The sequence below is a fragment of the Rahnella sp. PAMC25559 genome, assembly GCF_050632365.1.
GTDB lineage: Bacteria > Pseudomonadota > Gammaproteobacteria > Enterobacterales > Enterobacteriaceae > Rahnella > Rahnella rivi.
Window position 1 is genome coordinate 1863657 of sequence record NZ_CP192543.1, and the last position, 26638, is coordinate 1890294.

30 protein-coding genes and 1 other RNA gene are annotated in these 26638 nt (G+C 46.2%); 8 read left to right on the forward strand and 23 right to left on the reverse strand.

What is annotated here, in order from left to right:
- Positions 1–23 precede the first annotated feature (23 nt).
- The 4 genes from ACQZQY_RS09785 to gatZ form a co-directional block, all read right to left on the reverse strand.
- Positions 24–1388, reverse strand: coding sequence for a galactitol-specific PTS transporter subunit IIC (locus ACQZQY_RS09785; protein ID WP_056773116.1), 1365 nt, complete (start codon positions 1386–1388; stop codon positions 24–26).
- A 3-nt stretch (positions 1389–1391) separates the two neighbouring features.
- Positions 1392–1676: a PTS galactitol transporter subunit IIB gene (gene gatB / locus ACQZQY_RS09790; RefSeq protein ID WP_056773114.1), complete on the reverse strand. Its 285-nt coding sequence runs from the start codon at positions 1674–1676 to the stop codon at positions 1392–1394.
- Positions 1677–1747: 71 nt separating this feature from the next.
- Positions 1748–2224 (reverse strand): PTS galactitol transporter subunit IIA, encoded by a 477-nt coding sequence (gene gatA, locus ACQZQY_RS09795; protein WP_431297030.1) that lies wholly within the window; start codon positions 2222–2224, stop codon positions 1748–1750.
- Complete coding sequence (gene gatZ / locus ACQZQY_RS09800; protein ID WP_431297031.1) at positions 2217–3512, reverse strand: tagatose-bisphosphate aldolase subunit GatZ; 1296 nt, start codon at positions 3510–3512, stop codon at positions 2217–2219. The genes gatA and gatZ overlap by 8 nt, the downstream gene beginning before the upstream one ends.
- A gap of 272 nt (positions 3513–3784) precedes the next feature.
- On the opposite strand from gatZ, the gene ACQZQY_RS09805 reads away from it, so the two are divergent.
- Positions 3785–4567 (forward strand): DeoR/GlpR family DNA-binding transcription regulator, encoded by a 783-nt coding sequence (locus ACQZQY_RS09805; RefSeq protein WP_056773108.1) that lies wholly within the window; start codon positions 3785–3787, stop codon positions 4565–4567.
- Between the two features lie 309 nt (positions 4568–4876).
- Complete coding sequence (gene exoX, locus ACQZQY_RS09810) at positions 4877–5539, forward strand: exodeoxyribonuclease X (RefSeq protein ID WP_136376423.1); 663 nt, start codon at positions 4877–4879, stop codon at positions 5537–5539.
- A gap of 116 nt (positions 5540–5655) precedes the next feature.
- Here the strand turns inward: exoX and ACQZQY_RS09815 are convergent, their stop codons facing one another.
- The 11 genes from ACQZQY_RS09815 to ACQZQY_RS09865 all read right to left on the reverse strand — a co-directional run bounded on the left by ACQZQY_RS09815 (position 5656) and on the right by ACQZQY_RS09865 (position 14090).
- Positions 5656–6186 (reverse strand): rhodanese family protein, encoded by a 531-nt coding sequence (locus tag ACQZQY_RS09815; RefSeq protein ID WP_056773103.1) that lies wholly within the window; start codon positions 6184–6186, stop codon positions 5656–5658.
- Positions 6183–6500 (reverse strand): ArsR/SmtB family transcription factor, encoded by a 318-nt coding sequence (locus ACQZQY_RS09820; RefSeq protein ID WP_431297032.1) that lies wholly within the window; start codon positions 6498–6500, stop codon positions 6183–6185. Before ACQZQY_RS09820 ends, ACQZQY_RS09815 begins: the two co-directional genes overlap by 4 nt.
- A 634-nt stretch (positions 6501–7134) precedes the next feature.
- Complete coding sequence (locus ACQZQY_RS09825) at positions 7135–8160, reverse strand: reverse transcriptase family protein (RefSeq protein WP_421589183.1); 1026 nt, start codon at positions 8158–8160, stop codon at positions 7135–7137.
- Between the two features lie 271 nt (positions 8161–8431).
- Positions 8432–8788, reverse strand: a complete 357-nt coding sequence (locus ACQZQY_RS09830) for a hypothetical protein (RefSeq protein WP_421589184.1) — start codon at positions 8786–8788, stop codon at positions 8432–8434.
- Entirely contained in the window at positions 8788–9636 is an 849-nt protein-coding gene (locus ACQZQY_RS09835; RefSeq protein ID WP_421589185.1) for a phosphoribosyltransferase-like protein, read from the reverse strand. Before ACQZQY_RS09835 ends, ACQZQY_RS09830 begins: the two co-directional genes overlap by 1 nt.
- A gap of 491 nt (positions 9637–10127) precedes the next feature.
- On the reverse strand, positions 10128–12455 hold the full coding sequence (locus ACQZQY_RS09840; protein ID WP_431297033.1) for a primase-helicase zinc-binding domain-containing protein: 2328 nt from the start codon (positions 12453–12455) through the stop codon (positions 10128–10130).
- Positions 12456–12466: 11 nt separating this feature from the next.
- Positions 12467–12808: a DUF5375 family protein gene (locus ACQZQY_RS09845; RefSeq protein WP_431297034.1), complete on the reverse strand. Its 342-nt coding sequence runs from the start codon at positions 12806–12808 to the stop codon at positions 12467–12469.
- The gene (locus ACQZQY_RS09850) at positions 12805–13068 is read right to left on the reverse strand and encodes a hypothetical protein (protein ID WP_120160895.1); all 264 of its coding nucleotides are present in this window, start codon (positions 13066–13068) and stop codon (positions 12805–12807) included. Before ACQZQY_RS09850 ends, ACQZQY_RS09845 begins: the two co-directional genes overlap by 4 nt.
- Positions 13065–13589: a host cell division inhibitor Icd-like protein gene (locus ACQZQY_RS09855; protein WP_431297035.1), complete on the reverse strand. Its 525-nt coding sequence runs from the start codon at positions 13587–13589 to the stop codon at positions 13065–13067. The genes ACQZQY_RS09850 and ACQZQY_RS09855 overlap by 4 nt, the downstream gene beginning before the upstream one ends.
- Before the next feature lie 13 nt (positions 13590–13602).
- The gene (locus ACQZQY_RS09860) at positions 13603–13833 is read right to left on the reverse strand and encodes a hypothetical protein (RefSeq protein ID WP_120160891.1); all 231 of its coding nucleotides are present in this window, start codon (positions 13831–13833) and stop codon (positions 13603–13605) included.
- Positions 13830–14090 (reverse strand): helix-turn-helix transcriptional regulator, encoded by a 261-nt coding sequence (locus ACQZQY_RS09865; RefSeq protein WP_431297036.1) that lies wholly within the window; start codon positions 14088–14090, stop codon positions 13830–13832. The genes ACQZQY_RS09860 and ACQZQY_RS09865 overlap by 4 nt, the downstream gene beginning before the upstream one ends.
- A gap of 576 nt (positions 14091–14666) precedes the next feature.
- Between ACQZQY_RS09865 and ACQZQY_RS09870 the strand changes: the two genes are divergently transcribed.
- Both ACQZQY_RS09870 and ACQZQY_RS09875 read left to right on the forward strand, forming a co-directional pair.
- Positions 14667–15452 carry a capsid protein gene (locus tag ACQZQY_RS09870; protein ID WP_431297037.1) on the forward strand — a complete coding sequence of 262 codons (786 nt, stop codon included), beginning with the start codon at positions 14667–14669 and terminating at the stop codon, positions 15450–15452.
- Positions 15453–15461: 9 nt separating this feature from the next.
- Complete coding sequence (locus tag ACQZQY_RS09875; RefSeq protein WP_431297175.1) at positions 15462–15635, forward strand: ogr/Delta-like zinc finger family protein; 174 nt, start codon at positions 15462–15464, stop codon at positions 15633–15635.
- Between the two features lie 408 nt (positions 15636–16043).
- On the opposite strand, the gene ACQZQY_RS09880 is transcribed toward ACQZQY_RS09875, so the two are convergent.
- The 4 genes from ACQZQY_RS09880 to smpB all read right to left on the reverse strand — a co-directional run bounded on the left by ACQZQY_RS09880 (position 16044) and on the right by smpB (position 20334).
- On the reverse strand, positions 16044–18011 hold the full coding sequence (locus tag ACQZQY_RS09880; protein ID WP_431297038.1) for an NACHT domain-containing protein: 1968 nt from the start codon (positions 18009–18011) through the stop codon (positions 16044–16046).
- 2 nt (positions 18012–18013) lie between these two features.
- Positions 18014–19246, reverse strand: coding sequence for an integrase domain-containing protein (locus ACQZQY_RS09885; protein WP_431297039.1), 1233 nt, complete (start codon positions 19244–19246; stop codon positions 18014–18016).
- 192 nt (positions 19247–19438) lie between these two features.
- Positions 19439–19802: a transfer-messenger RNA gene (gene ssrA, locus ACQZQY_RS09890) on the reverse strand.
- A gap of 49 nt (positions 19803–19851) precedes the next feature.
- Positions 19852–20334, reverse strand: coding sequence for an SsrA-binding protein SmpB (smpB, locus tag ACQZQY_RS09895; RefSeq protein WP_015698410.1), 483 nt, complete (start codon positions 20332–20334; stop codon positions 19852–19854).
- A gap of 154 nt (positions 20335–20488) precedes the next feature.
- Between smpB and ACQZQY_RS09900 the strand changes: the two genes are divergently transcribed.
- Positions 20489–20923 carry a type II toxin-antitoxin system RatA family toxin gene (locus tag ACQZQY_RS09900; protein ID WP_056770801.1) on the forward strand — a complete coding sequence of 145 codons (435 nt, stop codon included), beginning with the start codon at positions 20489–20491 and terminating at the stop codon, positions 20921–20923.
- Positions 20916–21200: an RnfH family protein gene (locus tag ACQZQY_RS09905; protein WP_136374701.1), complete on the forward strand. Its 285-nt coding sequence runs from the start codon at positions 20916–20918 to the stop codon at positions 21198–21200. The genes ACQZQY_RS09900 and ACQZQY_RS09905 overlap by 8 nt, the downstream gene beginning before the upstream one ends.
- 75 nt (positions 21201–21275) lie before the next feature.
- Here the strand turns inward: ACQZQY_RS09905 and bamE are convergent, their stop codons facing one another.
- The 3 genes from bamE to nadK all read right to left on the reverse strand — a co-directional run bounded on the left by bamE (position 21276) and on the right by nadK (position 24369).
- Complete coding sequence (gene bamE, locus ACQZQY_RS09910) at positions 21276–21620, reverse strand: outer membrane protein assembly factor BamE (RefSeq protein ID WP_056770807.1); 345 nt, start codon at positions 21618–21620, stop codon at positions 21276–21278.
- A gap of 112 nt (positions 21621–21732) precedes the next feature.
- The gene (gene recN / locus ACQZQY_RS09915) at positions 21733–23394 is read right to left on the reverse strand and encodes a DNA repair protein RecN (protein WP_431297040.1); all 1662 of its coding nucleotides are present in this window, start codon (positions 23392–23394) and stop codon (positions 21733–21735) included.
- A gap of 96 nt (positions 23395–23490) precedes the next feature.
- Positions 23491–24369 (reverse strand): NAD(+) kinase, encoded by an 879-nt coding sequence (gene nadK / locus ACQZQY_RS09920; RefSeq protein WP_056770813.1) that lies wholly within the window; start codon positions 24367–24369, stop codon positions 23491–23493.
- Between the two features lie 137 nt (positions 24370–24506).
- Here nadK and grpE point away from each other — a divergent pair, with 137 nt between their 5' ends.
- Complete coding sequence (grpE, locus tag ACQZQY_RS09925; protein ID WP_056770817.1) at positions 24507–25094, forward strand: nucleotide exchange factor GrpE; 588 nt, start codon at positions 24507–24509, stop codon at positions 25092–25094.
- 56 nt (positions 25095–25150) lie between these two features.
- On the opposite strand, the gene ung is transcribed toward grpE, so the two are convergent.
- Complete coding sequence (gene ung, locus ACQZQY_RS09930) at positions 25151–25837, reverse strand: uracil-DNA glycosylase (protein WP_431297041.1); 687 nt, start codon at positions 25835–25837, stop codon at positions 25151–25153.
- A 340-nt stretch (positions 25838–26177) separates the two neighbouring features.
- Here ung and grcA point away from each other — a divergent pair, with 340 nt between their 5' ends.
- Positions 26178–26561: an autonomous glycyl radical cofactor GrcA gene (grcA, locus tag ACQZQY_RS09935; protein WP_056770823.1), complete on the forward strand. Its 384-nt coding sequence runs from the start codon at positions 26178–26180 to the stop codon at positions 26559–26561.
- Positions 26562–26638 lie beyond the last annotated feature (77 nt).

Genomic DNA, 26638 nt, shown 5'->3' on the forward strand with positions numbered 1-26638 from the left:
GAATTCCCCCGCCGGATGAAGATTTACGCGTTAGCCTGAGCTGCGGCCAGTTTTTCAGTTTTGGTGAAGTTGTGGGCACGACGCCATGTGAGGAATACTCCAATGGCATAAAGCGTGCCGATGATGCTCAGCCCGGCAACGTTTTTCAGTGTGCAAAGTTGAATCAACAGATAGGTGACAGGTGACCCGCCCTGATCCATCGACGCCACTCTGCCACCTGCGCTTAGCGCACCGGCATTTGCAGCCAGCTGGGTGTGCAAATCGATGGTTTGCGTGGCAATCCACAACGTGATGCTCATGATGATGCAGCCTGAGATCAGCGTGCGGAACAGGTTGCCCTGATGTACAGCAACGGCGATGGCGACAAAGAAACCGATGGTGGCGAGGTCCCCAAACGGAAGCACCTGATTTCCCGGAACCAGCACGGCGATCAAAATTGTCAGCGGGATAAAGATCAGGCTGGCTGATACGACGGCGGTATGACCGAGTAACAGCGCCGGATCCAGACCAATCAGGAACTCCTGTCCTCCAAAGCGCGCCTGCAGGCGGGTACGGGCATGGCGTGCAATTGGCGTTAAACCGTCCATGATGGGTTTGATCACCCGTGGCATCAGCAACATAACCGCCGCGGTTTTGACTGCCAGCTGTAATACGCCCTTGATGTCATATCCGGCGAGATAACCGATGATAAGGCCCATCACAAAACCGACAGTGACCGGCTCGCCAAACGGACCAAAGCGTTTCTGAACATCATCTGCGCTGAAGTGGATCTTGTTCAGCCCTGGGATTTTATCAATGAGAGTATCTACCAGCACGGCGATCGGGCCGAGATAGGCCGAGGAGCCGTGAGGAATAGCGATACCTTCGAGATTGAAGAAGTCCCGCGTATCTTTGGCAAACCAGTCACCCAGCTTGTAGATAAACGCCGCATGAACCACCACACCCATGATCCCCAGCCAGTACGAGCCCGTCGCGAGATGCAACATTGCGCCGGTGAAGGTCATATGCCAGATGTTCCAGATATCCACGTTGACCACGCGCGTCATGCGGGTCAGCAACATAATGATGTTCACACCGATAGCAATCGGAATAGCAACCAGCGCAATTTGCGATGCCCAGGTCATCGGTGACGATCCCGGCCAGCCGATATCCACGACTTGTAAATTGATTTCAAAATGCTCAGCCATCGCTTTCGCTGCAGGCCCGATGGAATCCAGCATCAGACCAATGACCAGCCCGATACCCACAAACCCAATGCCAATGTGAATGGCAGATTTAAACGAATCGCCTAATTTCATCCCTAATATCAGCGAGAAAATGATGATTACGCCGGGCAACATGACGGTTGGCCCTAGATCGAGGATGTAGCGCATTATTTCGGTAAACATGGCTCACTCCTGCAGCAGGGTCAGTATTTGTTCGCGCAAAGCATCCATACCGACGCCGGAAATAAACGGCATCCCATGTACGACGGGAATGCTGCCGAACGTGCGGTCAACTTTGGCCGTGGTACAAATCAGGTGGACGCCGTCCATGTAGGTTTCAATTTCCGTCACGCGGCACTGCACGAGATCCACTTTGATGCCATGTGCTTCGCATAACTCTTTGATTTCTTCTGCTGCCAGGGTTGAGGTGGCAACGGCTCCGCCACAGGCAACAATAATTTTTCGTTTCACGGTAAGGCTCCTTGATGGTCTGTTTTTTGGTGTTATTTTTTTGTAAGGCTTTGGGTACAGGGGATTCAGGTTTACACGGCGGCAGCTTTCTCCTGCGCCGGGACAAAAACGTGTTGTTTGAACAGTTCTGCCAGCTGGTCTTCAGGCACAGTGAGCAGGCTTTCGTAAAACGTGGGTTCCTGAAGCTGGCTGAATAATTTGCGCAATAACACCAACTGCTCAGAGGGATGGGTGACGATCAACGCAATAATCAGCGAAGCTGCGACAGTGCCTTCATCATCAGCCTGGAAAAACTCCACTGGTGCGTCCGGACGGATCAGATAAATGGACGGGGTGCGGGCGTGCATGGCTTCGCAATGCGGAATAGCCACCGCATGGTGTTCGAGCTGAATGCCGGTTGGAAACTCCGCTTCACGAATCAATAACGCCTGCGGATAGCTGGTCTGTACAACGCCCGCCTGCACCATAGATTCACCGATGTGCGTCAGTGCTTCGTGGTAATCCTCGAAGGCGATGCCTGTTTTTACAAATACCTGGCAGTTATGCATGGTTGCATTCTCCACAGGCCGTCACTTGTGGCGTGCAGCCGAAGTGATAGGCACGTAATACATCCTGGATTTTGTCGATGATCAGTTCATGAGGATGGCTGGCAAGTTCACCCGACATCACCCGTTCAAACTGAGCTGGCAGGTACTGACTCAGTAAACCAAGCGGGATATCAAGTGACTGGAGATTGCCGATCAGGACTTCCATCGCGCGATTAATACGGGCGTGTGGCCAGTAGTAGCGAATGCGATCGGAAAGGCTGAAGTGCAGATCAATAAGTGACAGGCTGAACGTCGGGTTGTAATACTTCTTCCAGTAGCCCGGCTCATCCAGCATCACGCCGTCGATCACTGTGAGGATCTGGCTGCGAGATTCAGGTGCAACCAAGACTTGTTCGATATTGGCCAGCGCGAATACAGCCTCACGCAGCGCGAACGTCAGTGCCGGACCCACTTTGAGGATCGCGTAATGGTCTTTTACCAGATGTCGGTATGAATCACGGGTCTGGTAATCGGTAGAGTGCGCTTCATAAACCAGCGGGGTGTGATCGATAAAAGCTGATAAATCCTCTGCCAGAGTGGGCTGATAATGGATCACCCGGCTATGGTCAAATTCAACTCCCGGCTGAACAACGACGGCGATAATCCGATCAATGGCACTTTCCAGCCCTGCTTCACGGAATGCCTGATAGTGCATATCCAGCGTCGCTTTGGCATCTTTGGCTTCGGTCACATGAACATGCTTGATCGCGGACGCTTCGCCACCGGGTACCGGAACTTCTGTCCCGATAACGTACGTCAGCACCTGTTTCTGCTGTGGTGTCGCGACCTTTTCCGCGACCTTGCACAAACGGGCTGCGCGCTGAGCCACAACGAGAGGATCAAGCGGGACAGGATCGTCCGCACAGGACATCGAGGCATCGAGATGGATCTTGCTGAATCCGGCTTCGACGTAGCGTGCGATCAAGACTTCCGCTTTGCTCATCGCACTTTCAGCATTTTCACTCTGCCAGCAATTTGGCCCGAGGTGGTCACCTCCCAAAATAAGACGCTGAACCGGAAACCCCAATTTCTCCGCTATTGCGAGAACGAAATCGCGAAAATCAATCGGCAGCATACCGGTGTAACCGCCGTACTGATTAACCTGATTAGATGTAGCTTCAATCAGCACCTTACGACCACTGTGCAGATCTTCTCTTAGCGCGGCCTCAATCACTAAAGGGTGAGCTGAGCAGACTGAGCATATCCCGATACTTTCGCCACTCTTATGCTTCCTGATTATTTCTTTCATTTTTCCTCCGTTTGTTTTCGAAGATATTCGTGTCTTTTCGAAAGTCTAACAATAGCGTTGTTTGTGTTTCGTGATGATGATCGTAATATTTCGTAAGTCATTTCATTCATTTTCTTTCATTTTGGATTGAGTGGCGAGAGAGGGGGGATGCTTTATGGCGAGGCCGGCGGCAAGCTAAGCGTGCTGTATTTCACATCCCCGTGAATTTTTTATCCTCACTTCGATATCTTTTGTTTACACTGTGCGAAATAGGACGTTTTGGACTAAACAGGATGAATACTTACGATCGTCGCAATAAAATTGTTGAATTAGTGAATCAGAAAGGCACCGTTCAGGTTGCTGAGCTTTCGAATGCTTTCGGTGTGTCTGAGGTGACTGTTCGTGCGGATCTGACCCTGCTGGGTCAAAAAGGCGAACTCACCCGGTTTCATGGCGGCGCGGCAAAGCGTGAAGACAAGGCAAGTGACGGGCAGGATAAGCCGCAGGACGAATTGATTCTCGAAGAGCGTTATCTTCAGGCCAGCGATCCTAAAAAGCGCATTGCGCAGGCTGCGGCAGGCATGGTGAAGCCCGGCGATACGGTGATCCTTGATAGCGGTAGCACCACTATGTTGCTGGCTGAGGAACTGGTGAAATCCGGCGATATCACGGTCATTACTAATAACTTACCGGCGGCTTTTGTATTGTCTGAGAACCCGGATATCACGCTGGTTGTTTGTGGCGGAACACTGAGGCACAAAACGCGTTCATTGCATGGCAACATCACGGAGTATGCCTTGCAGGGCATCGTGGCTAACCTGATGTTCGTGGGAGCCGATGGTCTGGATGCGGCGACCGGCATCACGACGTTTAATGAGGGCTACAGCATCAGCGGGATTATGGCCGATGCCGCTCAGCGCGTTGTCGTCGTCACCGATTCCACTAAATTTGGTCGTCGCGGGTATAACCTGGTGCTGCCGATGGAAAAAATCGACACCATCATTACGGACACGGATATCAGCGATGAGGCTCAACAGGCTCTCAGAGACACAGCGATAGACCTCATTCTTGTTTAACTCCTTTCAGGTTGCAGACGTCTTCCTGGTGATGAATGTAAGCCAACCCGAGAAACTGGGGAACGGGCAGTTTCTGACGCTGCGTTGAGTATCGAAAACAATATGAGTCGTTGCAGTAGCTGGCAGATTAATTTGAGAGATAAATTCAGGAAAGGGTGGCCGCCGCGTTGTTTCTGTGCGGTCGTTCCTGGATTTAGCAGTGAACGATGGCCACGGTTTACTTTTCAATGATTCAGCGGTTGGCAGAGTGAGTTCATTCCTTTACGCTTACATTTTTAGTCGGCGTTTGCTGGTCATCTGGAGTGGAATATGTTGCGCGTTATCGATACGGAAACCTGTGGATTGCAAGGTGGTGTGGTTGAAGTTGCTTCTGTCGATATCGTAGATGGACAGATCGTCAATCCGATGAGCGATCTGGTGCGTCCCGACCGTCCTATTAGCTATCAGGCGATGGCAATTCATAAAATAACTGAAGCCATGGTGGCCGATAAACCCTGGATAGAGGACATCATTCCTCGTTACCACGGCAGCCCATATTATGTTGCCCATAACGCCAGCTTTGACCAGCGTATGCTCCCTGAGATGTCAGGTGAATGGATTTGTACTGTCAAACTTGCGCGACGTTTATGGCCTGGCATCAAGTACAGCAACATGGGGTTATACAAATCCCTCAAGCTGCAAGTGGAAACGCCTGCGGAGCTTCATCATCACCGTGCGCTTTTTGACTGCTATATCACGGCGGCGTTATTGATTCGGATTATGGAAGAGTCAGGCTGGACACCTGAACAGATGGTGACGATCACCGGGCGTCCTGCGCTGGTGAGCACAATGATGTTCGGTAAGTATCGTGGTAAAAAAATTGAGGAAATCGCGCAAGATGATCCGGCATATTTGCGCTGGATGCTTAATAACATCAAAGAATTAACGCCAGATTTGCGAATGACGCTCAAGCACTATTTAGAAGCACAGTAAATGCCCTGCCAATCTGCTTCCTCCGCAGCGAAGGGCAGGTTTGAAAAGAATCACTGGCACTAACTGCACAGAAAGCCGCACATCTCACGGGCTGCGGCTTTTTAAAAACCCCATACTTATTTTTTAATCCTGTTCCACGGCATGTTGGAAAGCAGGATCGCCATTCCACACCAGCCGCTGATACCCGCAAAAAGAAGGCCCGCACCGACGAATCCGGACAAAAGAAATAAGCTTGTATCGATTGTGTATCCCATCAGGATCCCGATAAGGATAAGCGTTCCGGCTGCGATTTGAACTTGTCGCATAATCGGAAGCGGCTGTTTTTTATCCTCTACGGTTGGAAGATTTGCGCTTTTCCAGGCGTTAATTCCTCCTGAAAGCAACAGTACGGGGACGGGTGCCGCAGCTCTGACAAGTGCCTCGGCATTTTGAGTTGTCCGGGAGCCTGCTAAACAGTGAAAAATGACCGGATGTTGTATCGGAAGATTTTTAATGCTTTTTCCCAATACGATGTCAGACAGCGGGAAAGAGTGTGCTCCCGGAACGTGTTCACGCAAAAATTCTGCAGGTTCGCGGATATCGATCAATGTGCTGCCATTGTTCATAAGCTCTTGTGCTTCAGATGGACTTACGGTCTTCACAATCATTTCACATCCTCAGGGCAGTAAATGTCCTTTAACGTTGCGATAACTTTTCGAATCGATTCATTTTTGATGAAGTAATTCCTTCTTTGCTCATCTCTGGAACATTCAATCAAATCCTCTTCCTTCATCCTTGCCAGATGCTGGGAGGTCGCGGAAGGACTCAATCCGGTCAGCCTGCTCAGATCGCCCGCAGAAGTGCCTGGCGAGTCAATGAGCATGCAAAGAATCATTAATCTATTGGTGTTACTCATGGACTTAAGAAGTTGTGCCGCCTGAGTCGCGCCTTCTTGCAGAAAACGGATTTCGGTATTTTTCATTTTTTAATTTAGAGTTTACTAATTTAAGTAAACTCTAAATTAGTCGAAGAAATAGATCAATGAAATTTTTTGGGGCGTGAGAGGTACACAAATGCGGTTTGATAACAGGCAATAAAAAAGCCGCAAACCCTTGCGGGCTGCGGCTTTCTTTGCGGTAACGGTCTTATCTGGTAATAACCGAAACCTTGTTTGGTGGGCTGGGGGAAGTTGAGATAAATAGATAACTTGATGTTTTAAATGGTTAATTATGAATTCAAATTTTTGTCGTATACCTAAATGTATACCAATGCAGATAACCGTGCTTCGTTATGTTCATATTTTGAACTCTTTGAGTAGGGTGCCTCTGACTAGCCTGCGCGATAAATAAAGATTTATGGAAAAACTGGTCACAGTGTTCACTTTTGAATTATATGCTTTAAAATCAGGTTGTTATTTGTGATCACTCGACTTTGAACTATCCATGAACCGTCACGTAAAAATGGTCAACATGCAACATGTTAGTTTTTTTTAAAAAAAATTAGAAATTTTCTGAAAAATGAAATTTCACTTCGAAAGAAAGAATAAGCAAGGTCTATTATTTTTGGGGGGGGTAGGATAGTGTGTTATTAAATTTTTTAAAAGATAAAGGATTCCTTTAAGTGTTTTTTAATATATCTAATAAGAGACGCCTACCTTTAATAGCAAGTTCATTGTCTGGTTCAATTTGAAGCCAGTAATTCACTCGTCCAAAGATAGAGAAAATATAATTGGGGTCTTTTATTTTCTGCTGAGTTATATGCGAAATGTAACCATGTTTTTGAATGAAATGTAGTTCGTTTTTTAACTTCCTTTTATATTCACGTGGTAAAGAAAGCGTATCACCTGACACTGAAATCCCAGTAATTATCTTTTTATTGGAGTTGATTAATAAAGCTGTTTTATCATCATTAACTAACAGTCCATAGTTCTCAATAATTTTCTTTACCACTTCCACCATTCTATGAGGTATATATTTCCCTGAAAAACACATGTCATCAGCATAACGAGAGTAAGATAATAGATATTTCTCGCTCAAATTACTCAAACGTGTATCTAAGCCCTTTAGTAATAAGTTTGATAAGTAAGGACTTGTAGAGGCTCCTTGAGCCATTTTTCGGTCATTACAACATAATGAAGCTAAATAGAAAGATACATTATGTGTATAACCTTTATTTTTGAAGTAATTTATAATCCAATTTATTGGAATAGACGGAAAAAAATCCTTAAGATCAATTTTAAGTAAACATGGTTGAGACAAGTGAACTGATGCATTGGTAATAATTGATCTCGACGGTGTAAAACCATGACATGCATTATGTGGTTTATCATTAAGTAGGATGTTTTTATAGATCCATTTTTGACACATAAGAAGTGATGGGTAGGGAGATGAAATTTTTCTAGTGCCCCCACGTTTTTTAGGAATGCTAAATTCCCGATAGAAACTTTTCGGAGAAGAAATCATTTTATCGAGTATTGTTTCGTCAATGCCAATAAGATGAGCTAAATGTTGTTTTTCGAAAATTATAGGGGATTTTGATTTTAATAGAGTAGTAATGTAAGGAATATACAGCTCGACTTGTTCTGCCGATACCCCTCGGTCACTAAAAAAATTTATCCAGGATGTTATGTCATTATTTTTCATATTTTAAATGGCTTACAGAAGATACCTTCATTACTTTAGCCTGTGGATTGGAGCAGTAAAGTTTTGCGAATCGCAAAACTTTGCTGATTCAATCCAGATAATAAAAGCGAGCAGCGAAAATTTCGCTGCGAGGTTTTATTATCAACATCATGAAAATTGCAAAATTTGCGATTTTCATGAACTGGGTTAACTCTAACCTTAACATGAGAGCGACTCCACTCTAACATACTAGCTTCTGTAAGCCATGAATTAAATATCACATAGCGCTTGGTCATATGTCAAGTTTTCTCTTAAGTTGTTTATCAAGTAATCTGATGCTAGGGACATATTTATAATTTACATCTAGTTTTGAGCCAAGCATAGATTTAGGCACATCTCTCCAAGATTTATTATCTCCTTCAAAAAAATTATGGTTCATGAGCACATATTCTCGACCTGAATTTGTAATATTTATTAGTATTCCATCGATGTTAATATAACCAGCATCTTTAAGATCGTTGAGGTTCCGTGTAAATTCAGGAAATGGGATTCGTGATCTTTTGAATGCAGAGAAACTATCTAGTTTATTGCTGCTGGCGGAAAATAATATCTTCATAATGGAGATTTTTATCTTGTCTTTCTTTTTCATCAGGCATCTCTCATGGCTCGAATTAACAATGTGTTTCTGAGTTTTTTATTGGAGTATTCAGCCCACCAAAAAATAGGAAAGACACTGTTTGGTAAGTTGGTGTCTTTCCTATAATATAATGCTTCTGCTTTGCCATAACCCATTGTTGGCATTTCTCTGCCTTCATATTCTTTCGAAAGTACACCCTCTAAGTTTAACATTAATTTAATCCCCTCTTGGGCAGCATGCCCATCATAGTAATCAGTAATTCCTTTTTTTACTATAACTTGTGAAGTAATGCTAATTCCTTCTGCTTCGATATTTGCAATGCCTGTTTCTGTGGAAGCGATAACTTTGACCCGTACTGTAAAATCATCTCTTTTTAAATTTAAGAACTGTGCCTTAATAGCTTTAATTCTTCCAATTACAGTTTGCCCTGTTCCGACAAATTCATCTACAAGGATGATATCTTTTAAGGGAGCATGCTTATTAAAGGTCTTACATGCTTGTAATGCATCATTTATTAATGTATGTCGCCCCCACTTTAGTTCAGGAAGCAATGCCTTTAGTGAGTATATAATTGCCTGTCCACTGTCGGCACCACTACCAACTGACATGGCTGCTATTAATGTCGACTGTTCATGAAGTTCAGGTTCGGTTACTATCTCCATGGCCATTTGGCGCATTAATATTTGATATCTTTCATTATCTAAAAATTCGAACCTTTTGATAAGATCAATCAATAAACTTCTAGTTTCATTATTGCTACATTCTTCGTATAATAAATGATCTAATGCTTCAAATTTATCAGATAACCACGGCTGTCTTGTTGTAAGATCAAACATAATCCTAAAGGTATCTCTGTTCATAAAAATTCTGTCTTAGAAGTGATTGGAGAGCGTCCTTAATTGTAATTATATAGCATAAGACTTTTTTTTAATCAATGTTTGCTCTTGAAAATTGTCGCATAGTGATTTTTTTCTTATTATGTTATTGATTGTCAATGAGTTGACTTTTCTTAGCTGCTATGATGAGCTAAAGGGAAGAAAACGCATAAGTCCATAAGCGTATGAAATTTTGTGCTTTATTCGATTGTTTGATGAAGAAATATGAACAATTCTAGTATATTAAACTTTAAAGTGGATATGCATGAAGAATTTGTCAGGAATATGCATATTGTTTCTTGATTAAGGATGATCTGTAATTTTTTGTATTTGATTTAATGTTTTTTTCGTATTTCATATGGAATTTAAACTCTAGAGATATATTAAATATAATATTAGTGCTAAATTTTATTTCTGCGAGTATATAGTAAATAGAACAGAAATCAGCTAAAGCCAATTTCTGTTCAAGATATTGACTATAACTCGCACTTCGGCAACCAATCCGCCTCACTGTCATCGTTTAGCGTGAGGTTAGTCTGCATCCCCTGATTGGTCTTGCGCTTTAAGAATTCAATCTCATACTCCCTTAACGTTTGCGGTACGGCCCGCCCAAAGGCCGTCAGGCTCATAGGGCGCTGATGCCCTCGCGCCTCCATAAAAGACAGGTATGCGTGATAGAGATACTTGCGCGGGTTAGCCGGAATAATGTTGGCGTTGCCAATATAAAGGCCGTTTGGCGTGCTGACAGCGAGCAGGTAACCGCAGAAATCTACCAACGGATCAGCACTGCGTTTTATTTCCAGTGCTTCATCGGAATTCTGTTGTTGCTCTAACAGCTCACGTGCGTCACTGGGAACGGCAAAACGTTGCATCAGGTGGCGAACAATGACGGCCAGCTCCTGACCTATTTTCTCTATCAGCTGTGGATCTCGCTCATTGGCGGGTATCACCTCAGGGAAGGTGATGATCACGCGCCTGCGCGAGACACCGCCGCTGCGGTCACTGAATTGCATAGGGTTGTTGTTCACGGCCAGAATAACCGCCGGAATTTGTGTTGAATAAGCATCGCGATATTTCGGATCAATCGCGACTGCATCGCCGCCGGTGATTGCCTTAATCCCTGCACCGTCACCGCTCCACTTCTCCTGATCGGGTAACACAATCAATGAATATCCCACCACAGAAGCACGCTCACGTGCGGATTCCAAAGTATCAATGCTTGCGGAAGTTGTGTTGTCTTCTCCGGCTAGCATGCGCGCTATGGCTGCCATGACGCTTTTACCGCTGCCGCCGGGTCCTGTCACTTCAAGGAACAATTGCCAGTCATACCGGTTCGCAAGAACCATGAAAAGCGCCGCGAGAATGCGCTCTTGCTTGTCGCTTTGCTGGTTTGCCGCCCGCGTCAGCCATTGCCAGAAGTTAGGGGCATGCTCTGCAAGATTTTCACCGGCTTTAGGTTGTGTGTAATCAACACTGTTTACGGTTCGCAGCCAGTTGTTTGGACTGTGGGGGCTAAAATGCCCTGTGACGGTATCAAACACCCCATTTCGGAACCCTATCAATCTTCTCGCCGGTTTTCCTGTTTGAGGAACCATCAGCTTCAATGTATCAATAATCCCGCTAATTCCAGGTGCAGAGAAGGGGGCGCGGATCTTTTGAAATAAAGAGGCGATCTCTCGGCTGAGAATGCCGTAGGGTAATACCTGCCACGCGCCATTCTCATAGCGGCAGAGATCATCTCCCACCTGCGGCACAGCTAACCGTTGTTCATAATGGGTTATTAATAGTTCCGCTTTCTCGCTCGCGCTCATGGATTTAAGGTCTGCGTCACTGACCGTATCGAAAGGACTATTCGGTGATTTTTGAGTAAACGCGCGGAGCTGTTCAATAGTCTTATCACGTCCCTCCTGCATAAACACATCGTTCCAGTCACCGGCGACTAATGGGAGCGCAATCTTTCCGCTGACCAGACCTGCGGCTTCTTTCGCTTTCTTCTGCCCTATGCCGTTCCGATCATTATCTGCTGCCATTAGCAGCACGGCGTCAGGGTATTTCTCCCGAAGGCACTCAGCCAGATGAGGGAAGTTATTGGTACTCAGTGCCACATACACGGTTTCCCCCGTCAGCGCATGTATTGTCAGACCCGTTGCATAGCCTTCTGCCATCCAGATAACGGTGTTGTCGTTCCCTTCTAAATGATGAGCGGCGCCGGTAACCTGTCCACCCGCAAGCATGCGTTTAGCTCCTGATCCGTTAATGAGCTGGGCGTTGACCATGTTACCTGACAAATCATAAAGCGGAATGACCAGGTCACCCGCCGCGAAATCTACGCCGCCTACGCGCAGGCCGTTGCCCTGTAACGTCAGCACTTCCTTATCCTGCCAGCCTTTATTCTTCATATAGGCATTGCCTGCCGCTTTGCTGGCGGAGTTCACCAGTGCTTTCGCCTGTACTGCTGCCCTTTGGCGGGCATGGTCTTTTTGCTGTTGTACTGCGGCCTCGTCTTGATGAACCGCAAGAGGCTGAACCTCTCCCAGAATTTCAGCCACTTTCACGGCGGCTTCTTTCACACTGATATCCAGTTTTCTCTCAACCAAGTTTAATCCGTCACCGGCACCGCATTGGTTACATATCCAGGTGCCTCTTCCTTCACGATTATCGAAGCGAAAGCGGTCTTTTCCCCCGCAAACGGGGCAGGGAGAATGATGCCCGTGAGGGGCAACGTTTATTCCCAGCGCGGAAAGAAGCTGAGGCCAGCGGCCTTTTGCGGCGCTCACGGTGTTTTTAACAATCATTTGTGTCATGTGCGCCTCTGTCAGTGCAGCGTGGTATGTGGAGTGGTGTGAAGGCAAGGCCGGAACAGCTCGTCCATCATGGATTCTCCAAGCGGTGTCAGGCGGGGTTTTGCTACCAGAATATCGGGCTGCACCATATCGCGGAGCATGGCGCAGGCGATGTCCATACCCAGCTTTGTACCGTGCTGGCGGACGTAGTAACTTTCGACTTCCTTCGCGATGGTCATTTGCAGTTCATCAAGCGAGTAGCCGGTTTCAACGCCGTAGGCGGTACAGGCATCGAGATAAGCCTGTGCCAGGGCGCGCCGGTAGATGGCGGTGAGCACTTCAACCGGCAGGCAGGACTGCTGAGTCGTATTCATTCGTAGACATCCTCCATTTGCGTTTTTATTGCGGTCTCGCAGGTGTCTACCACTTTGCCGAGCTGGTCAGTCAGCAGCGCAACAACGGAGGCCATGGAATTCAGCTGATCGCCGCTGGGTACATGCCCGAAGGTGTCCTGAGTATCAAGCATGTCGAGGAACATCACGCCGACGTTGTGTGCATGTTGCAGGCGCAGGAAATCAGCGTGCGGAATAGGGTAATGGGTGTTGGGGAAATAGAAGGAAGCGAGCTTGTTCATGCGGTCTCCTGAGCGGGCAGGCGACCGGCAAAGCACAGCACATAGTCGCGGGCTAACAGGCGACGGGCAGAATGTTCACTGTCGGCGGTGGAGCGCAGCATGCAGACCGGCGCTTTAGGTTCATTGCGGCGAACGGCGGCGAACAGGAACGTAAATTTTGGGTGTAAGGATGCGAGGGTAGTAGCCAAAATATTGGCCTCCATAGTTAGCTGATTACAGCTACCACCGAAGTTCCTACACTTTTGGGTGGTAGCCCAGACGGGGGTAGGAATACCGGCAACTATGGAAACCGGCCAGCCCGAAGGCTGCCCCGCCTGAGCCACCATTGCTTGATAAGCACAGAGGTACAAAAACCACTGAGCAAGTAACAGGTGCGCTAAGGCTACGACATAAAAAAACACGCCTGGCGCGTGTTGTGTCGCCATAGTTAAACACGGGTTCCTACGCCCGGCTGCCGATTTTGCGGCAGCACAAAAACTATAGAGCAGGGGCTCGCCAGAGAAAAGCCTTTTTTGAAGCATTGGCCGTTTCTCCTTAGCAATCGGTCAGGACTTGATCGGACTGCTGCGGATTTGATCGGAAGTGTGAATCATCCTCAGAACTAACGCTTTCGGCTGTCACGGATAACACGCCCAGGGTATTGCTGGTAAATGCAGGTAAAGGGTTCTTTCTGCCGCAGGCGGCAGCCATTAGGCCTTCAGCAAGATAGGCCGCCTCTTGTGTATTGAGCTGAATATTATGATGACCGACAGACAGAGAAATCATTGCATGGTCTCCTGAGTGCGTGCGGCGATGCGGTCATTCATCCAGCCCTCAATCTCGGAGGCCAGCCAGGCCACGTTCTTGCCACCGAGAGAAATCTGGGCAGGAAATTGCTGACGGCTGATTAAGTCGTAAAGGGTGGAGCGGGAGAGGCCAGTGGTGTGGATCACTTCCGGCAGTCGCATAAAGCGATCGCGTGGATAGGCCGGTGGCATCACAGGGGCAGAAGAAGGGGGCGTATTTTGAGCGGTGGAGAGCATGGTGCTACCTCATATTAGTATCCGGCTGGACGCGTCCAGTACCGGCTGTTTCGTTAAGGAGCCCCCTATTTTGATAATATTTTTGCGTTTAGCAACAAGCTCTTGCGTTAAAAAACCTTGAAAAAAAATGCTTGTTTTTTTAAACAACATCAGGTCACAAAAGCCCAAATGCCTACAGTTGCCTACAGTTGCCTACAAATGCCTACAGTGACATGCAGGTTGTTTACTGAACAATGATTAAGTGGTTTTGGTTATTAATGAACTCAATTTTAATAGAAAAAAATATTAAATTATTTTGGGCTAGCCAGAAAAAGGCTTTTTAAGACAGTGAATAGTAGTGAACGGTGAGTGAATACCTTCAGATATAGTGTTCACTACTTAACTTAATGATTTAATGCGATTTTATTTTAGAGTGAATAGTAGTGAATAGTATTTATAGAAATATAAACTCCCTCCACTTTCTTGGCTTACATCTCAGTCCGTTGTACCAGCGCTGAACAAACGCCATCAGATAGAAATGTTGTGTCAGCCTCCCCACAATATCCTCACATTGACAACATATTGCTGAGGTATGCCATGAAACCCGATTCAACCAAAACCGTCGAAGCCGTTATCCAGGACTTTCTTCAGGTCAAAGCCGGTCACAACGAAAAGCCATCATCAGGAAACGCTGAAGACGCTATCCAACACTTTGAGCAGGCTAAAGCGGCGTTTGCTGAGAAAAAGCGTGCACTTGATGAAATTGAAAGTTCGATTTCCCGATGCACCCAGGAAAAGGAAACAGCGTACAGCGAAATCAAAGAGAACGAAGAGAACTGGCGTTCGCGTTTTCGCAAGTCACGCGGGGTTATGACTGACGAACTCAAGAATGCGCACAGTCAGCGGGCTGTTCAGCAAGGATTAGTTAAAGAGTTCGATGACCTGATTGAGGAATTGAATGTCGAAAAACAGTCGGCAATGTTGGGGTGTGCTAGTGCGGGCCAAAAGTTGATTAGTGCACACCGCAGCGCACTGAATGCCTATTCTGACCATCAGTGGCGACTGGCGATCAATAATCTCAGTCCGGCGCTGGTTCGTGCTGTAAAGCTGAAAGTGCTGGCGTTATCCAACGTCAGTTATCAGGAAACACAAACGGGTCATTATGTTGAGCCCGCTAAAATTATCAGCAGTGAAATTGGGAGCGCGCTTGTCGGTGCGGCTCGCATAGGGCAGTTCAACATGGATGCAGAACCCGTGCTGGAGAAAATAGGGATGTATTCCCCTGCGTTGCCTGGCGTCGATGAGGCGCTATTACAAAGCCCTATAAAAAGGGAGTTACTTGCACGTAAGCTGGCAGAGTGTGCTGCTTCAAGTAAGGAGTAACAGCAAATGATGCGCTGCCCGCTTTGCAGCTCTGTTGCTCATATTCGCACAAGCCGTTATATCACCGAAAAGACAAAGGAGTCTTATTATCAGTGCACCAGGCTTGAATGCTCATGCGCATTTAAAACGAATGAAAGCATCAGTAAAATCGTTAAAAGAGAAAATCTGAAGCAGAAAATATAAATTTCGGCTTGTCTCAATCCCCCAAAAAAATAATCTCAAATGCCGCTTTTGAATAAGGCGGCATTTTTCATGAATGCGGTGCAAAACCGACCCTCCTGACAGCCTTTTCTCTGGCTAGCCTGTCCCTAGCGAGCTCTGCATGCATAGGGTGCATGGTTTTGCATGCAATTGGGAGTGCTCAAAATGGCTCAAAACCCATGCTACACTGGCTTTCAGGGGCTTTTCTTCATGCATTAAAACGAGCGAGCTAAGTCAGCAGCGGGCAGGCGGGGAGAATTGCGCGCGCCGAGGTAAATCAGCTCCAACTTTCACCATCGTATCAACCTGTAGTTAGCTGAAAATAAGTTGCATAAGATAAATAAGAGAACAGACTATTGTATAACTTTTTAAATTGAAACTAGTCAACATTTAAAACCCGTCAATGAGCATGTTAATGCCATTACTCTCATCAAGCTTTATCTCTTTAAGTTCTATCATTGCGCTTTCATATTTTAATCTTGGGCTTGTATCAAACTCTATAATTGAGTTGATAAGTTCTAAAGTACAGACCGATCTACAAGGTGTAGAATAGCGTTTAGACATATAAAGAGTTACCTCAGGTTTGTCTTGAGTTATTTTCCTCATCGATCTTCTTATTTTTGGGTCATCACTAGTGTGTGTTAATGAATTTCTAAAGTATCCAGGATTGCGATATTTAACAATGTTAAGTATATGTGTTTTAATATTAACGCTTCTAGCAATGACCACCCAAAGATTAGACAGTTCTAAAAACATATTTTTGATGTAAGCATTTTCTTTTTGCAACTCCTTGAACAAACTAATGTCACCTTCGATTAGATTAGTTAGCTTTTGTGATTCGAAGCGTTTATCGAATATATATACAATAACATCACCAGTGAAAATAGTTTCAACGAATTTAGCATTATGCTCATTTCGATTGCAGCCTTTCAATTCTATAGTAGATATTCTACTCTCTGTCTCTTCAACAAATTCGCAAAATATTTCCTTAACTATGCTAGCTCTAAATGTTGTGTAATCAATATCTGCGCATAACTCAAAAAGATTGGTGTAATTTATAGAGTTATTACTGTGGTAAAGTTTTTTAAGGATGTCAGCCTGTTTGTTTTTAGTATCTCTACATATGAACATTGCAGCAAAGTACTCCATTAATGATTTATGAGACCAACGAAGTATTGCCCCTTCTTTAACAAACAATGGGACTGTCTCAATTAAATCTTTGATAAACATTGGAGTATCTACATTTATCCCAGATATATTTGAAGTTATATCTTTTATTATTATAGATAGATCTACTTTAGTAAATTCAACTCGCCCATCATTTTTTAAGCACCAAAAGCCTAATCTTCTCAATATGTAGTGAAAATCAGTCGAATCTAATTTTGAGTGTTTTTCCCGTACATAACCAAGTTCCTTAGTCAAATCATGTGATTCATATAAAGCTTCATAAACTTGACTATAGAATAATTCTTTTTTTCTAGGGATTATAGGTTTGAACTTGTAAGCACAATAAAGCAGTGATACATACAATGGTGTTGACAAAAACTCATCAAGAATTTTACCCTCTTCGCGTTGAAGTCCTTTTATTAAGGTGGCGGAAATTGTCCTGGAGTTATCATATTTTCTTAATAGATTATATGATTGGTATGATTCAAGTGGTATTATTTTGAATCTTGAAAAAGTATAAAGTTCAGATAAAAATCCATCATGGCGAGAAGTTACTATTATTTTTTTATTTTTGAAGTTTTCAGAGAATTCCTTTAAAAATTGTATAGTCTCGGATTTTATATTCTGGGGGATTTCATCAATACCATCAAATAAATATATAAAAGGTAGTTCCTTGAGTGTGTCATCTGGAAAGTCAGAGCTTAGGCCTAACCTGTTTTTTATTTGATTGGAGATGCTAGAGTTTCTAATGCTTCTAAGTTCAATGTAAATTGGTATATGTTTATCATTGTCGATACAAAAAAGTGCAATCCTTTTTAATATGGTTGACTTACCCATGCCAGCTGAATCAGTAATTAAAACATGATTGAAGCTGTTAATTATATCGCAGTTGTTGTGTATTATACATTCATAGGGGTCATTTTCGTTATCAATTGATATACTAAGCGGTTCGTATATTTTTAATAATTCAACAGGCGTATTTTGAAAGGCTAGGGTATTTATTAAAGAACATTGCCCTTTGACTCTAGATAAAAATGATTCCATGTTTTCATCTATGAATCGTCTATCTCTGAAGTTTCGTATGGACTTTTTAATTTTTGTGTATATTATTGGGCCGATTTTATCCGCGACTATTTTCTTTGCCCAAGGAAGTGCATCTGTAATTAATGAATCTAAAGATACTGGCTGCATAATTATTCCTTTTCTAAATTACGAATCATTTTAGCGGTATCAGTGAAACTCGAGTAAACCTGTGAACCCCACCACTCCATTAATATTTTACGCTGCTTCAGATAAGTAGAGCGATTATAAGCTTTTCTTACCTCATTTTTATCACTGTGCGCAAGTGCTGCTTCAATTACGTCAGCGTTAAAGCCACCTTCATTCATTGCTGTGCTGGCAATTGACCGTAGACCGTGAGCAACTAGTTTCCCGCCATAGCCAATACGTTTCAATGCTGCATTAGCAGTTTGGCTGTTCATTGGCTTACGTGGATCATTTCGGCTAGGGAAAACGTACTGACGATTCCCGCTGATTGGACGCATGATCTCTAATAATTCTAAAGCTTGCTCTGAGAGCGGGACGATATGATCACGCTTTGCCTTCATACGTTCTGCTGGTATACACCACTGCTTATTCTCTATATTAATCTCTGACCAGGCTGTTGCCGATGCTTCGGCAGGACGTATTAGCGTCAGTAATTGCCATTCAAGCAGGCAGCGCGTTGGTATCGATAAGTTGCTCATCGAAATGGTGCGCATTAGCTTGGGCAGTTCTTCAGGGCGTATTGTGGGCATGTGCTGCTTCTTCGGGCGTTCGAAAGCATTACCTATACCTGAAGCTGGATTTGCCTCAATCAGTCCAACATTCACCGCATAGATCATAATTTCATTTATGCGCTGCACTAACCTTCTGACCGTCTCCAATGCTCCCCGCGCTTTGATTGGTTCTAACACCTGGATCAAGGCGCGTGCTTTCAGCTCCTGAACAGGAACATTTTCAATACTGGGCAGGATGTCTTTCTCAATAGAACGCCAGATATCTTTAGCGTGGTCTTCACTGACGTGACTTTGTTTCAGCTCGAACCATTTACGTGCCACATTGACGAAAATGCTTTCCTGAGCGATTTGGAGCTTCTCAGCTTCTTCGCCAGCTCTTGCTTGTGGATCTATCCCTCTGACTAGCATCGCCAGTTTCTCAGCGCGTACTTCCCTAGCATCAGCCAGTGAAAGTGCAGGATAAGCGCCAAGGCTAATCATGGTGCGTTTTGATGTGTTAGGTACCTGATAGCGGAAACGCCAAATTTTCTTGCCGGTGGTTTTGACCAGGAGAAAGAGCCCGTCGCCGTCATGCAAAGTGAGGTCTTTATCTGTGGCTTTGGCTTTTTGTACTTCGGTGTGGGTGAGGGGGCGTGTAGTCCGCGCCATGCAAGGATCTTCCCTAATTGGTATACGTTTATTGGTATATATCTTAGCGTATACCAATTCGTATACCAATAGACGCCGGTTTCAGGCGGATCTTCTCGGACTTCTACAGACACAAAAAAGCCCGCAAACCTAGGAAGGATGCGGGCTTTCAGGACTTCTCCGGACTTATCTGGTAATAACCGGATCATTATTTGGTGGAGCTGGGGGGATTTGAACCCCCGTCCAGAATTACTACACCGTCGGCACTACATGCTTAGTCCAATCTTTACATTCGCCGGTTAGCTGCGGATGGACACGCCACTAACAAACTATCCTGATTGGGTTTAACGCTTTCACCCCAGGCAAGGTGTCCACGCGATCTCTTTTGGGTTTGACCTCTCTTGATCCCCGTCCTAAGAGCGGAGGCTAGGGAGAGAGGGCTCTAAGCAGGGTATTAAGCTGCTAGGGCGTAGTTTTCGTCGTTTGCGACTATTTTTTTGCGGCTTTTTACGAGGCCAACCGCCCCTCGGCATGCTCCTTGGGCTTCGCAAATCCTGTCGAATCCAGAATCAGCCCCAAGTACTATTTCGCAGTATACCAGCAAAACACCAAGCTAAGCCAGAGACTTAGCGATTTGCGTGCTTCATGATACGTGCTTTGTCTACTTTCCACTCACGATCTTTAATGTCATCGCGCTTGTCGTGCTCTTTCTTACCTTTAGCCAGACCGATTTTTACTTTCGACCAGGCATTTTTCCAGTACATGGAAAGTGCGACGACGGTGTAGCCATCGCGACTGACTTTACCGAACAGCGTTTCAAGTTCACGTTTGTTCAGCAGTAATTTTCTTGTACGTGTAGGGTCGCAGACGATATGACTCGACGCGACATTAAGAGGTTGAATGGTTGCGCCAAACAAAAAGGCTTCACCGTCGCGGAATGTGACGTAGCTGTCAGTGATGTTTGCCTTACCAGCACGCATCGATTTGACTTCCCATCCCTGCAAAGCAAGCCCCGCCTCAAATTCATCTTCGATGATATATTCATGGCGAGCGCGTTTGTTCATCGCGATAGTCGCGGAACCGGGTTTATGTGCTTTTTTCTTTGTCATAGTGATACTTATTATACTGTAAGCGTTGCCGAATGAAATCCCCACGCGTCTGAGACTGTGGTTTTTCCTGTTTTGGCTCCCTGTGCTTCGTAGTTTTTATTACCGGGCGGATAAATGGTATTATCTGTACGTTTTATGACACCTGGAAAATGATATGCCACAGATAAGTCGTTCTGCGCTTGTGCCGTTTAGCGTGGAGCAGATGTACACGTTAGTGAATGATGTTGATGCTTACCCGCAGTTTCTGCCGGGTTGCACTGGTAGCCGTATTTTGGATAACAGTGATACGTCGATGACCGCCGCTGTTGACGTCTCGAAGGCGGGTATCAGCAAAACCTTTACGACGAAGAATACGTTAATCAGTAATAAGCGTATTGATATGCAACTGGTTGATGGTCCATTTCGTAAGCTTACCGGGGGCTGGGATTTTATCGAGCTTAGCCCGGAAGCCTGTAAAGTGCAGCTCAGCCTTGATTTTGAGTTTACGAACAAACTGATTGAATTAGCATTCGGTAAAATCTTTAAGGAACTTGCTGGCAGTATGGTTCAGGCATTCACCCTGAGGGCAAAAGAGGTCTACAGTGTCTGAGATCCGTGTTGAAGTGGTGTACGCGTTACCGGAGCGTCAGTATCTGCGAACCGTTAAGCTGGAAGAGGGGTGTAATGTTGAACATGCGCTGCAGGCCTCGGGCTTACTTGAATTACGCAAAGATATAGACCTGAAAAAGAACAAATTCGGTATCTACAGTCGTCCGGTGAAACTGACGGATATCGTCAATGATGGCGACCGTATCGAAATTTACAGGCCGCTGATTGCTGACCCGAAAGAGTTACGGCGCATTCGCGCAGAACGCTCCAAAAAATAAGGCGCCTGAGGCGCCTTATTTTTTTACCCTGAAAGATGATGTTTGGTGATTACCAACGACCATCACACCGGGCGATTATTTTTGGTCGGACAATGTCGGTTTGTTATCGATATTAGTCAGCGTGCCTGATGCGTTAAAGGTCAGAGTCAGGGTTTGCTGAGTGACGCCTTCATGGCCCGGTTCCTGACGGAACACGTAGAACCAGACATCGCTGCCAAACGGGTCGTGCAGCATCGGTGTGCCAAGAACATAAGCCACCTGCTGCTTAGTCATACCGGTGTGAATTTTTTGAACATCAGCAGGAGACAGGTAATTCCCCTGGTTAATGTCAGGCCGATAAACCACCTTTTCCAGAGTGGAACAGCCCGCAGTAAGCATTACAAGAGCTACAGCGGCGGCAGTTAGCGTTTTACAGCGCATAGTCATTACATTCCTTTAGGGCATAAGATGCCGATGATAATAGACCTTTCATCAGTTTGAAACCTTTGCGGGGCACCTGTATGACCGCTGAACTGTAAAAAAGTTGAGCTTTTTACGCTGCGAGCAACTCTTTTGCATTAGCCAGGGTGTTTCGGGTGACTTCACTTCCGCCCAGAAGACGCGCCAGTTCCTGCAAACGCGCCTTTTTATCCAGGCGATTCATTTGCGTTTCTGTCACTTCGCCGTCGGTTTCTTTGCTAACAAAATAATGCTGATGACCACAACCTGCAACCTGCGGTAAGTGCGTCACGCACATCACCTGTGTTGATTCACCTAACTGACGCAGTAAGCGACCTACAATGGCAGCCGTAGGACCACTGATACCCACATCCACTTCATCAAAAATCAATGCCGGCGTTTCCATTTTTTGCGCGGTGATCACCTGAATAGCCAGCGCGATACGTGAAAGCTCGCCGCCGGATGCCACTTTGGCTAAAGCCTGCAATGGCTGACCCGGATTGGTAGTGACCTGGAACTCAAGGCGATCAGCGCCTTCCATATTTAAATGCTCAGGCTCGAACTGGACCTGAATTTTAAATTTACCGTGCGGCATGGACAATGCCTGCATGCTTTGCGTGATCAGGTGCGTTAACTCATCAGCAAAATACTGACGTTTTTCGTGCAACTGCCCGGCAATCGCGATGGCCTGCTGATAATGATGTTGGACAGCCTCACTCAGTTCAGCCTGATTGGTTTCCTGATCATCAAGCGCCTGCTGTTCTTCGAGTAACTGGCGGTGATGCTCCGGTAACTCCTCTGGCCGGACATGATGTTTGCGCGCTAAATTCATCTGGCGGGATAAGCGCTGTTCAAGTTCAAACAAGCGGTTTGGATCCATATCCAGACGTTCACTGTAGTGGCGAAGCTCGTCGCTGGCCTCGCTGATTTGAATTGAGGCATCATCCAGCATGACGATCAGCTCATTCATTTTGCTGTCGAGCTCGGCCAGTTCGGCGAGTTGATGACGAGCGGTGTAAAGCAGGCTGACAATATTCTGGTCTTCGCCATCCGCCAGTAAGTACAGCGCACTCTGACTGAGTGAGAGAAGCTGCCCACTGTTTGCCAGGCGTTTGTACTCTTCATCGATTTGCTCGTATTCACCCGCTTGCGGTGAGAACTCATTGAGCTCTTTCAACTGATATTGCAATAACTGACGGCGGGATTCACGTTCGTTGATTTGTTGCTGATACAGCGCCAGCTGGCGGCAACTCTGATGCCAGTTGTGATATGCCTGACGCATTTCAGCCAAGAGCAAAGGTTGATCGGCGTAGGCGTCCAGCAGATGTTTTTGATGCTCGGGTTTGAGCAGAAGCTGATGAGCATGCTGACCATGGATTTGAATCAGGTGCTGGCCCAGCTCACGCAACTGTGACAGGGGCACCGGTGTACCATTGATAAAACCACGCGAGCGTCCGTCATTACTGATTGTACGACGCAGCAGGCAATCATGCCCTTCATCAAGCTGATTTTCCGCCAGCCAGACTTTAGCGGAAGGGGTGTCGGCAAGGGTGAAGCGCGCGCAGATATCTGCGCGGCTTGCACCCAGGCGTACCATACTGCCGTCGGCGCGATTCCCGAGACAGAGTCCGAGCGCGTCAATAGCAATGGACTTACCAGCACCGGTTTCCCCGGTGATTGCCGTCATCCCTGCATGAAAATCGATTTCTAACTCACGGACAATAGCAAAGTTACTGATAGTTAATTGCGTCAGCATGATCACCTTCCTGTACATAACAACAGACCTGTAATTACATACAGTATAAACTGGTTTTATATACAGTAAAGGGGCTGGCGAATTATTTTTTAAGGATCAGAACAATTTTTTCGACCATCCGAGTTTAGTGCTCAATGTATTGAAATAGCTGTAATCTTTCGGATGAATCAGGTTTAAATGGAACTCACTGCGGCGGATCACCACTTCTTCGCCTGGTTGAATTGGCAACGCGATTTGGCTGTCACAGCTGATTTCCAGGTCGGTACTCATGTGCGAGAAGCGCAGGCAAATCGTGCTGTTACTGTTGATCACCAGCGGTCGGGCTGAGAGCGTATGCGGGAACATGGGCACCAGCGCTATCGCTTCGAGAGTCGGGGTCAGGATTGGCCCGCCGCCGGACAGCGAATACGCGGTCGAACCGGTCGGTGTTGAAATAATCAGCCCGTCCGAACGTTGTGAAAACGCGAATTTGTCGTCGATATAGACTTCAAATTCAATCATGTGCGCGACTTTACCGGGGTGCAGAACCACTTCGTTGATGGCCGTGCTCACACGACATTGCTGATCTTTGCAGCGCACCATCGCTTCGAGCAGGAAGCGTTGCTCGCTGATATATTCGCCCTGCAGAACGTCATCCAGTTGCTGTAACGCGTTATCGGGATCCAGATCGGTCAAAAATCCCAGATTGCCGCGGTTGATGCCGATAACTTTGATGTCATAACGCGCCAGCACGCGGGCTGCGCCCAGCATATTGCCGTCGCCGCCCACCACCACGGCCAGATCTGCTAATTTCCCGATTTCTGCCAGACTACCGGTTTGTGCGCCTTCAAGAGCTAAATCTTGCGCCACCTGCCGCTCGACAATCACCTGGTAATTTTTTGAAATTAGCCAGTGATAGAGCATTTCGTGGGTGGCAAGTGCGGAAGGATGGCGAGGGTGTCCGACGATCCCAATGCACTTAAATTTTTTATTCATCGCTGTGGTTATCCTCAGCAGGGTGTGATGACTCCTGCATTATGACCGGTTTCATTCAAAACCAAACCTTGAAACCCCGGTTTTGATCCCCATAATAAGCCAACTAGCAAGATTAATGCTAAAACGCGGAGATATTCATGAGTAGTAAAGAACATAAGACACCTGACGAGCAAGTCTCTGAAGAACTGAATCAGGAACAAGAGCTGCATGCGGAAGCGGAAACTCAGGCGGCAGATGTCGTTGACCCGCGCGATGAACGCATTGCTGAATTAGAAGCACAGCTGAAAGAAGTCCAGCAGCGTGAGCGTGACAGCCTGCTGCGTGCTAAAGCGGAAGTGGAAAACGTCCGTCGCCGCACCGAGCTGGATATTGAGAAAGCACATAAATTCGCCCTGGAAAAATTTTCCGGCGAATTGCTGCCAGTGATTGATAACCTGGAACGTGCGATCGATTTGGCTGATAAATCTAACCCTGAGCTGACCGGTCTGATTGAGGGGGTAGAACTGACCCTGAAATCAATGCTGGATGCGGTTCGTAAGTTCGGTATGGAAGTGGTGGGTGATATTCACGTGCCATTCAACCCTGAACTGCACCAGGCGATGACGATGATGGAATCCGAAGAGCTAGAACCTAATCACGTTATCATGGTGATGCAGAAGGGTTATACGCTGAATGGCCGTCTGTTACGTCCTGCGATGGTTGCGGTGTCTAAAGCCAAGGCCTGATTCTGTTTTCAACAGACTGATTTAATGAGAGAGGCACCTTTGCGGGTGCCTCTTTTTTATGCCTGATCGGGTAGTACAGGCGTCCAGTTAATCGGCGTGAGGCCCTGCTGTTCCAGTAAAGCATTTGCCTGTGAAAAATGCTTACATCCCAGAAACCCCCGGTGTGCAGAAAGTGGGGAAGGGTGTGGCGCTTTCAACACATGATGACGGTTTCGGTCGATAATATTGCCCTTCTTCTGCGCGTGAGAACCCCAGAGTAAAAAGATAATCCCTTCGCGATTTTCATTCAGCGCCGCAATGACACGATCGGTGAACGTTTCCCAACCCAGCTTGGCATGTGAATGTGCCTGTCCGCCTTCCACGGTTAATACCGTGTTGAGCAGCAGCACGCCCTGATCGGCCCAGCTCTGTAAGTAGCCGTGGCCTGGGCGCTCAAACCCCGGAATATCGGTCACCAGCTCTTTATACATATTCACCAGCGAAGGAGGAGCAGGAATGCCGGGACGCACTGAAAATGATAGTCCATGAGCCTGATTTGGCCCGTGGTAAGGATCCTGCCCGAGAATGACGACTTTCACATCCGCCAGTTCCGCTGAACGGAATGCATTAAACACATCCTGTTGCGGTGGATAAATGGTCTTGCCCGCAGCCCGTTCCGCTGCGACAAACTTCAATGTATCAATGAAGTAAGGTTTTTCTTTTTCCTGACCAATCACGTCATGCCAGGTGAGAGTGGTGGACATTGACGCTCTCCTTTTTAAGGTTATTTTGATGGGCGTAGCTTACCTGCTCGTTCATCACAGTGAAACCCGCACCTCCTTTTACCCATAGTTATCTGCGGCTTGAGGATTTGTATGCAAATTTTATTGATAATTTACAAAAATAATTTAAGCGAGAGGCTTGGAAAAATTGATGTAAAACATAAATATGCGGTGATGAGGAAATGACCACACTGAAAAGATTGATATTAGTCAAAGATTGCGGGGTGTAGTGCTGTTATATCTGAGAGCAGGAACAACAGATTGCTGTAAGAATCTGATACCCATCAATTAACAGTATCGTAGCCAATTATGGAGGCAATATATGATCACCGGGATCCAAATTACCAAAACCAACAACGAAGCACTGAAAAACTCTTTCTGGTTGCTGGATGATGAAAAAGCGGAAGCTCGCTGCGTATGTGCGAAAGCAGGTTATGCGGAAGACCAGATCGTGGCTGTAAGCGAACTGGGCCAGTTTGAATACCGTGAAGTGCCAATGGAAATTCAACCGACTGTACGCGTGGAAGGGGGTCAACACCTGAACGTAAACGTACTGCGTCGCGAGACTCTGGAAGATGCTGTGAAGCATCCTGAAAAATATCCACAGCTGACTATCCGCGTTTCCGGCTATGCGGTACGTTTCAACTCACTGACTGCAGAACAGCAGCGTGACGTTATCACCCGTACCTTCACAGAAAGCCTGTAATTAACGGGTTTCCCGGGTGTGATGCCCATAAAAAAACCGCCTGAAAAGGCGGTTTTTTTTCATCTGTATCAGTTAAT

Coding starts and splice junctions, on each gene's coding strand:
- ACQZQY_RS09855 (WP_431297035.1), bottom strand. CDS start 13,589: ATGCTTCAAAAAAGGCTTTTCTCTGGCGAGCCCCTGCTCTATAGTTTT.
- gatA (WP_431297030.1), bottom strand. CDS start 2,224: ATGCATAACTGCCAGGTATTTGTAAAAACAGGCATCGCCTTCGAGGAT.
- grpE (WP_056770817.1), top strand. CDS start 24,507: ATGAGTAGTAAAGAACATAAGACACCTGACGAGCAAGTCTCTGAAGAA.
- recN (WP_431297040.1), bottom strand. CDS start 23,394: ATGCTGACGCAATTAACTATCAGTAACTTTGCTATTGTCCGTGAGTTA.
- ACQZQY_RS09805 (WP_056773108.1), top strand. CDS start 3,785: ATGAATACTTACGATCGTCGCAATAAAATTGTTGAATTAGTGAATCAG.
- ACQZQY_RS09870 (WP_431297037.1), top strand. CDS start 14,667: ATGAAACCCGATTCAACCAAAACCGTCGAAGCCGTTATCCAGGACTTT.
- ACQZQY_RS09900 (WP_056770801.1), top strand. CDS start 20,489: ATGCCACAGATAAGTCGTTCTGCGCTTGTGCCGTTTAGCGTGGAGCAG.
- nadK (WP_056770813.1), bottom strand. CDS start 24,369: ATGAATAAAAAATTTAAGTGCATTGGGATCGTCGGACACCCTCGCCAT.
- ACQZQY_RS09880 (WP_431297038.1), bottom strand. CDS start 18,011: ATGCAGCCAGTATCTTTAGATTCATTAATTACAGATGCACTTCCTTGG.
- ung (WP_431297041.1), bottom strand. CDS start 25,837: ATGTCCACCACTCTCACCTGGCATGACGTGATTGGTCAGGAAAAAGAA.
- ACQZQY_RS09885 (WP_431297039.1), bottom strand. CDS start 19,246: ATGGCGCGGACTACACGCCCCCTCACCCACACCGAAGTACAAAAAGCC.
- ACQZQY_RS09875 (WP_431297175.1), top strand. CDS start 15,462: ATGCGCTGCCCGCTTTGCAGCTCTGTTGCTCATATTCGCACAAGCCGT.
- grcA (WP_056770823.1), top strand. CDS start 26,178: ATGATCACCGGGATCCAAATTACCAAAACCAACAACGAAGCACTGAAA.
- bamE (WP_056770807.1), bottom strand. CDS start 21,620: ATGCGCTGTAAAACGCTAACTGCCGCCGCTGTAGCTCTTGTAATGCTT.
- ACQZQY_RS09815 (WP_056773103.1), bottom strand. CDS start 6,186: ATGATTGTGAAGACCGTAAGTCCATCTGAAGCACAAGAGCTTATGAAC.
- ACQZQY_RS09840 (WP_431297033.1), bottom strand. CDS start 12,455: ATGACACAAATGATTGTTAAAAACACCGTGAGCGCCGCAAAAGGCCGC.
- ACQZQY_RS09860 (WP_120160891.1), bottom strand. CDS start 13,833: ATGATTTCTCTGTCTGTCGGTCATCATAATATTCAGCTCAATACACAA.
- ACQZQY_RS09825 (WP_421589183.1), bottom strand. CDS start 8,160: ATGAAAAATAATGACATAACATCCTGGATAAATTTTTTTAGTGACCGA.
- ACQZQY_RS09845 (WP_431297034.1), bottom strand. CDS start 12,808: ATGAATACGACTCAGCAGTCCTGCCTGCCGGTTGAAGTGCTCACCGCC.
- ACQZQY_RS09820 (WP_431297032.1), bottom strand. CDS start 6,500: ATGAAAAATACCGAAATCCGTTTTCTGCAAGAAGGCGCGACTCAGGCG.
- ACQZQY_RS09850 (WP_120160895.1), bottom strand. CDS start 13,068: ATGAACAAGCTCGCTTCCTTCTATTTCCCCAACACCCATTACCCTATT.
- ACQZQY_RS09830 (WP_421589184.1), bottom strand. CDS start 8,788: ATGAAAAAGAAAGACAAGATAAAAATCTCCATTATGAAGATATTATTT.
- ACQZQY_RS09835 (WP_421589185.1), bottom strand. CDS start 9,636: ATGAACAGAGATACCTTTAGGATTATGTTTGATCTTACAACAAGACAG.
- ACQZQY_RS09865 (WP_431297036.1), bottom strand. CDS start 14,090: ATGCTCTCCACCGCTCAAAATACGCCCCCTTCTTCTGCCCCTGTGATG.
- ACQZQY_RS09785 (WP_056773116.1), bottom strand. CDS start 1,388: ATGTTTACCGAAATAATGCGCTACATCCTCGATCTAGGGCCAACCGTC.
- smpB (WP_015698410.1), bottom strand. CDS start 20,334: ATGACAAAGAAAAAAGCACATAAACCCGGTTCCGCGACTATCGCGATG.
- gatZ (WP_431297031.1), bottom strand. CDS start 3,512: ATGAAAGAAATAATCAGGAAGCATAAGAGTGGCGAAAGTATCGGGATA.
- exoX (WP_136376423.1), top strand. CDS start 4,877: ATGTTGCGCGTTATCGATACGGAAACCTGTGGATTGCAAGGTGGTGTG.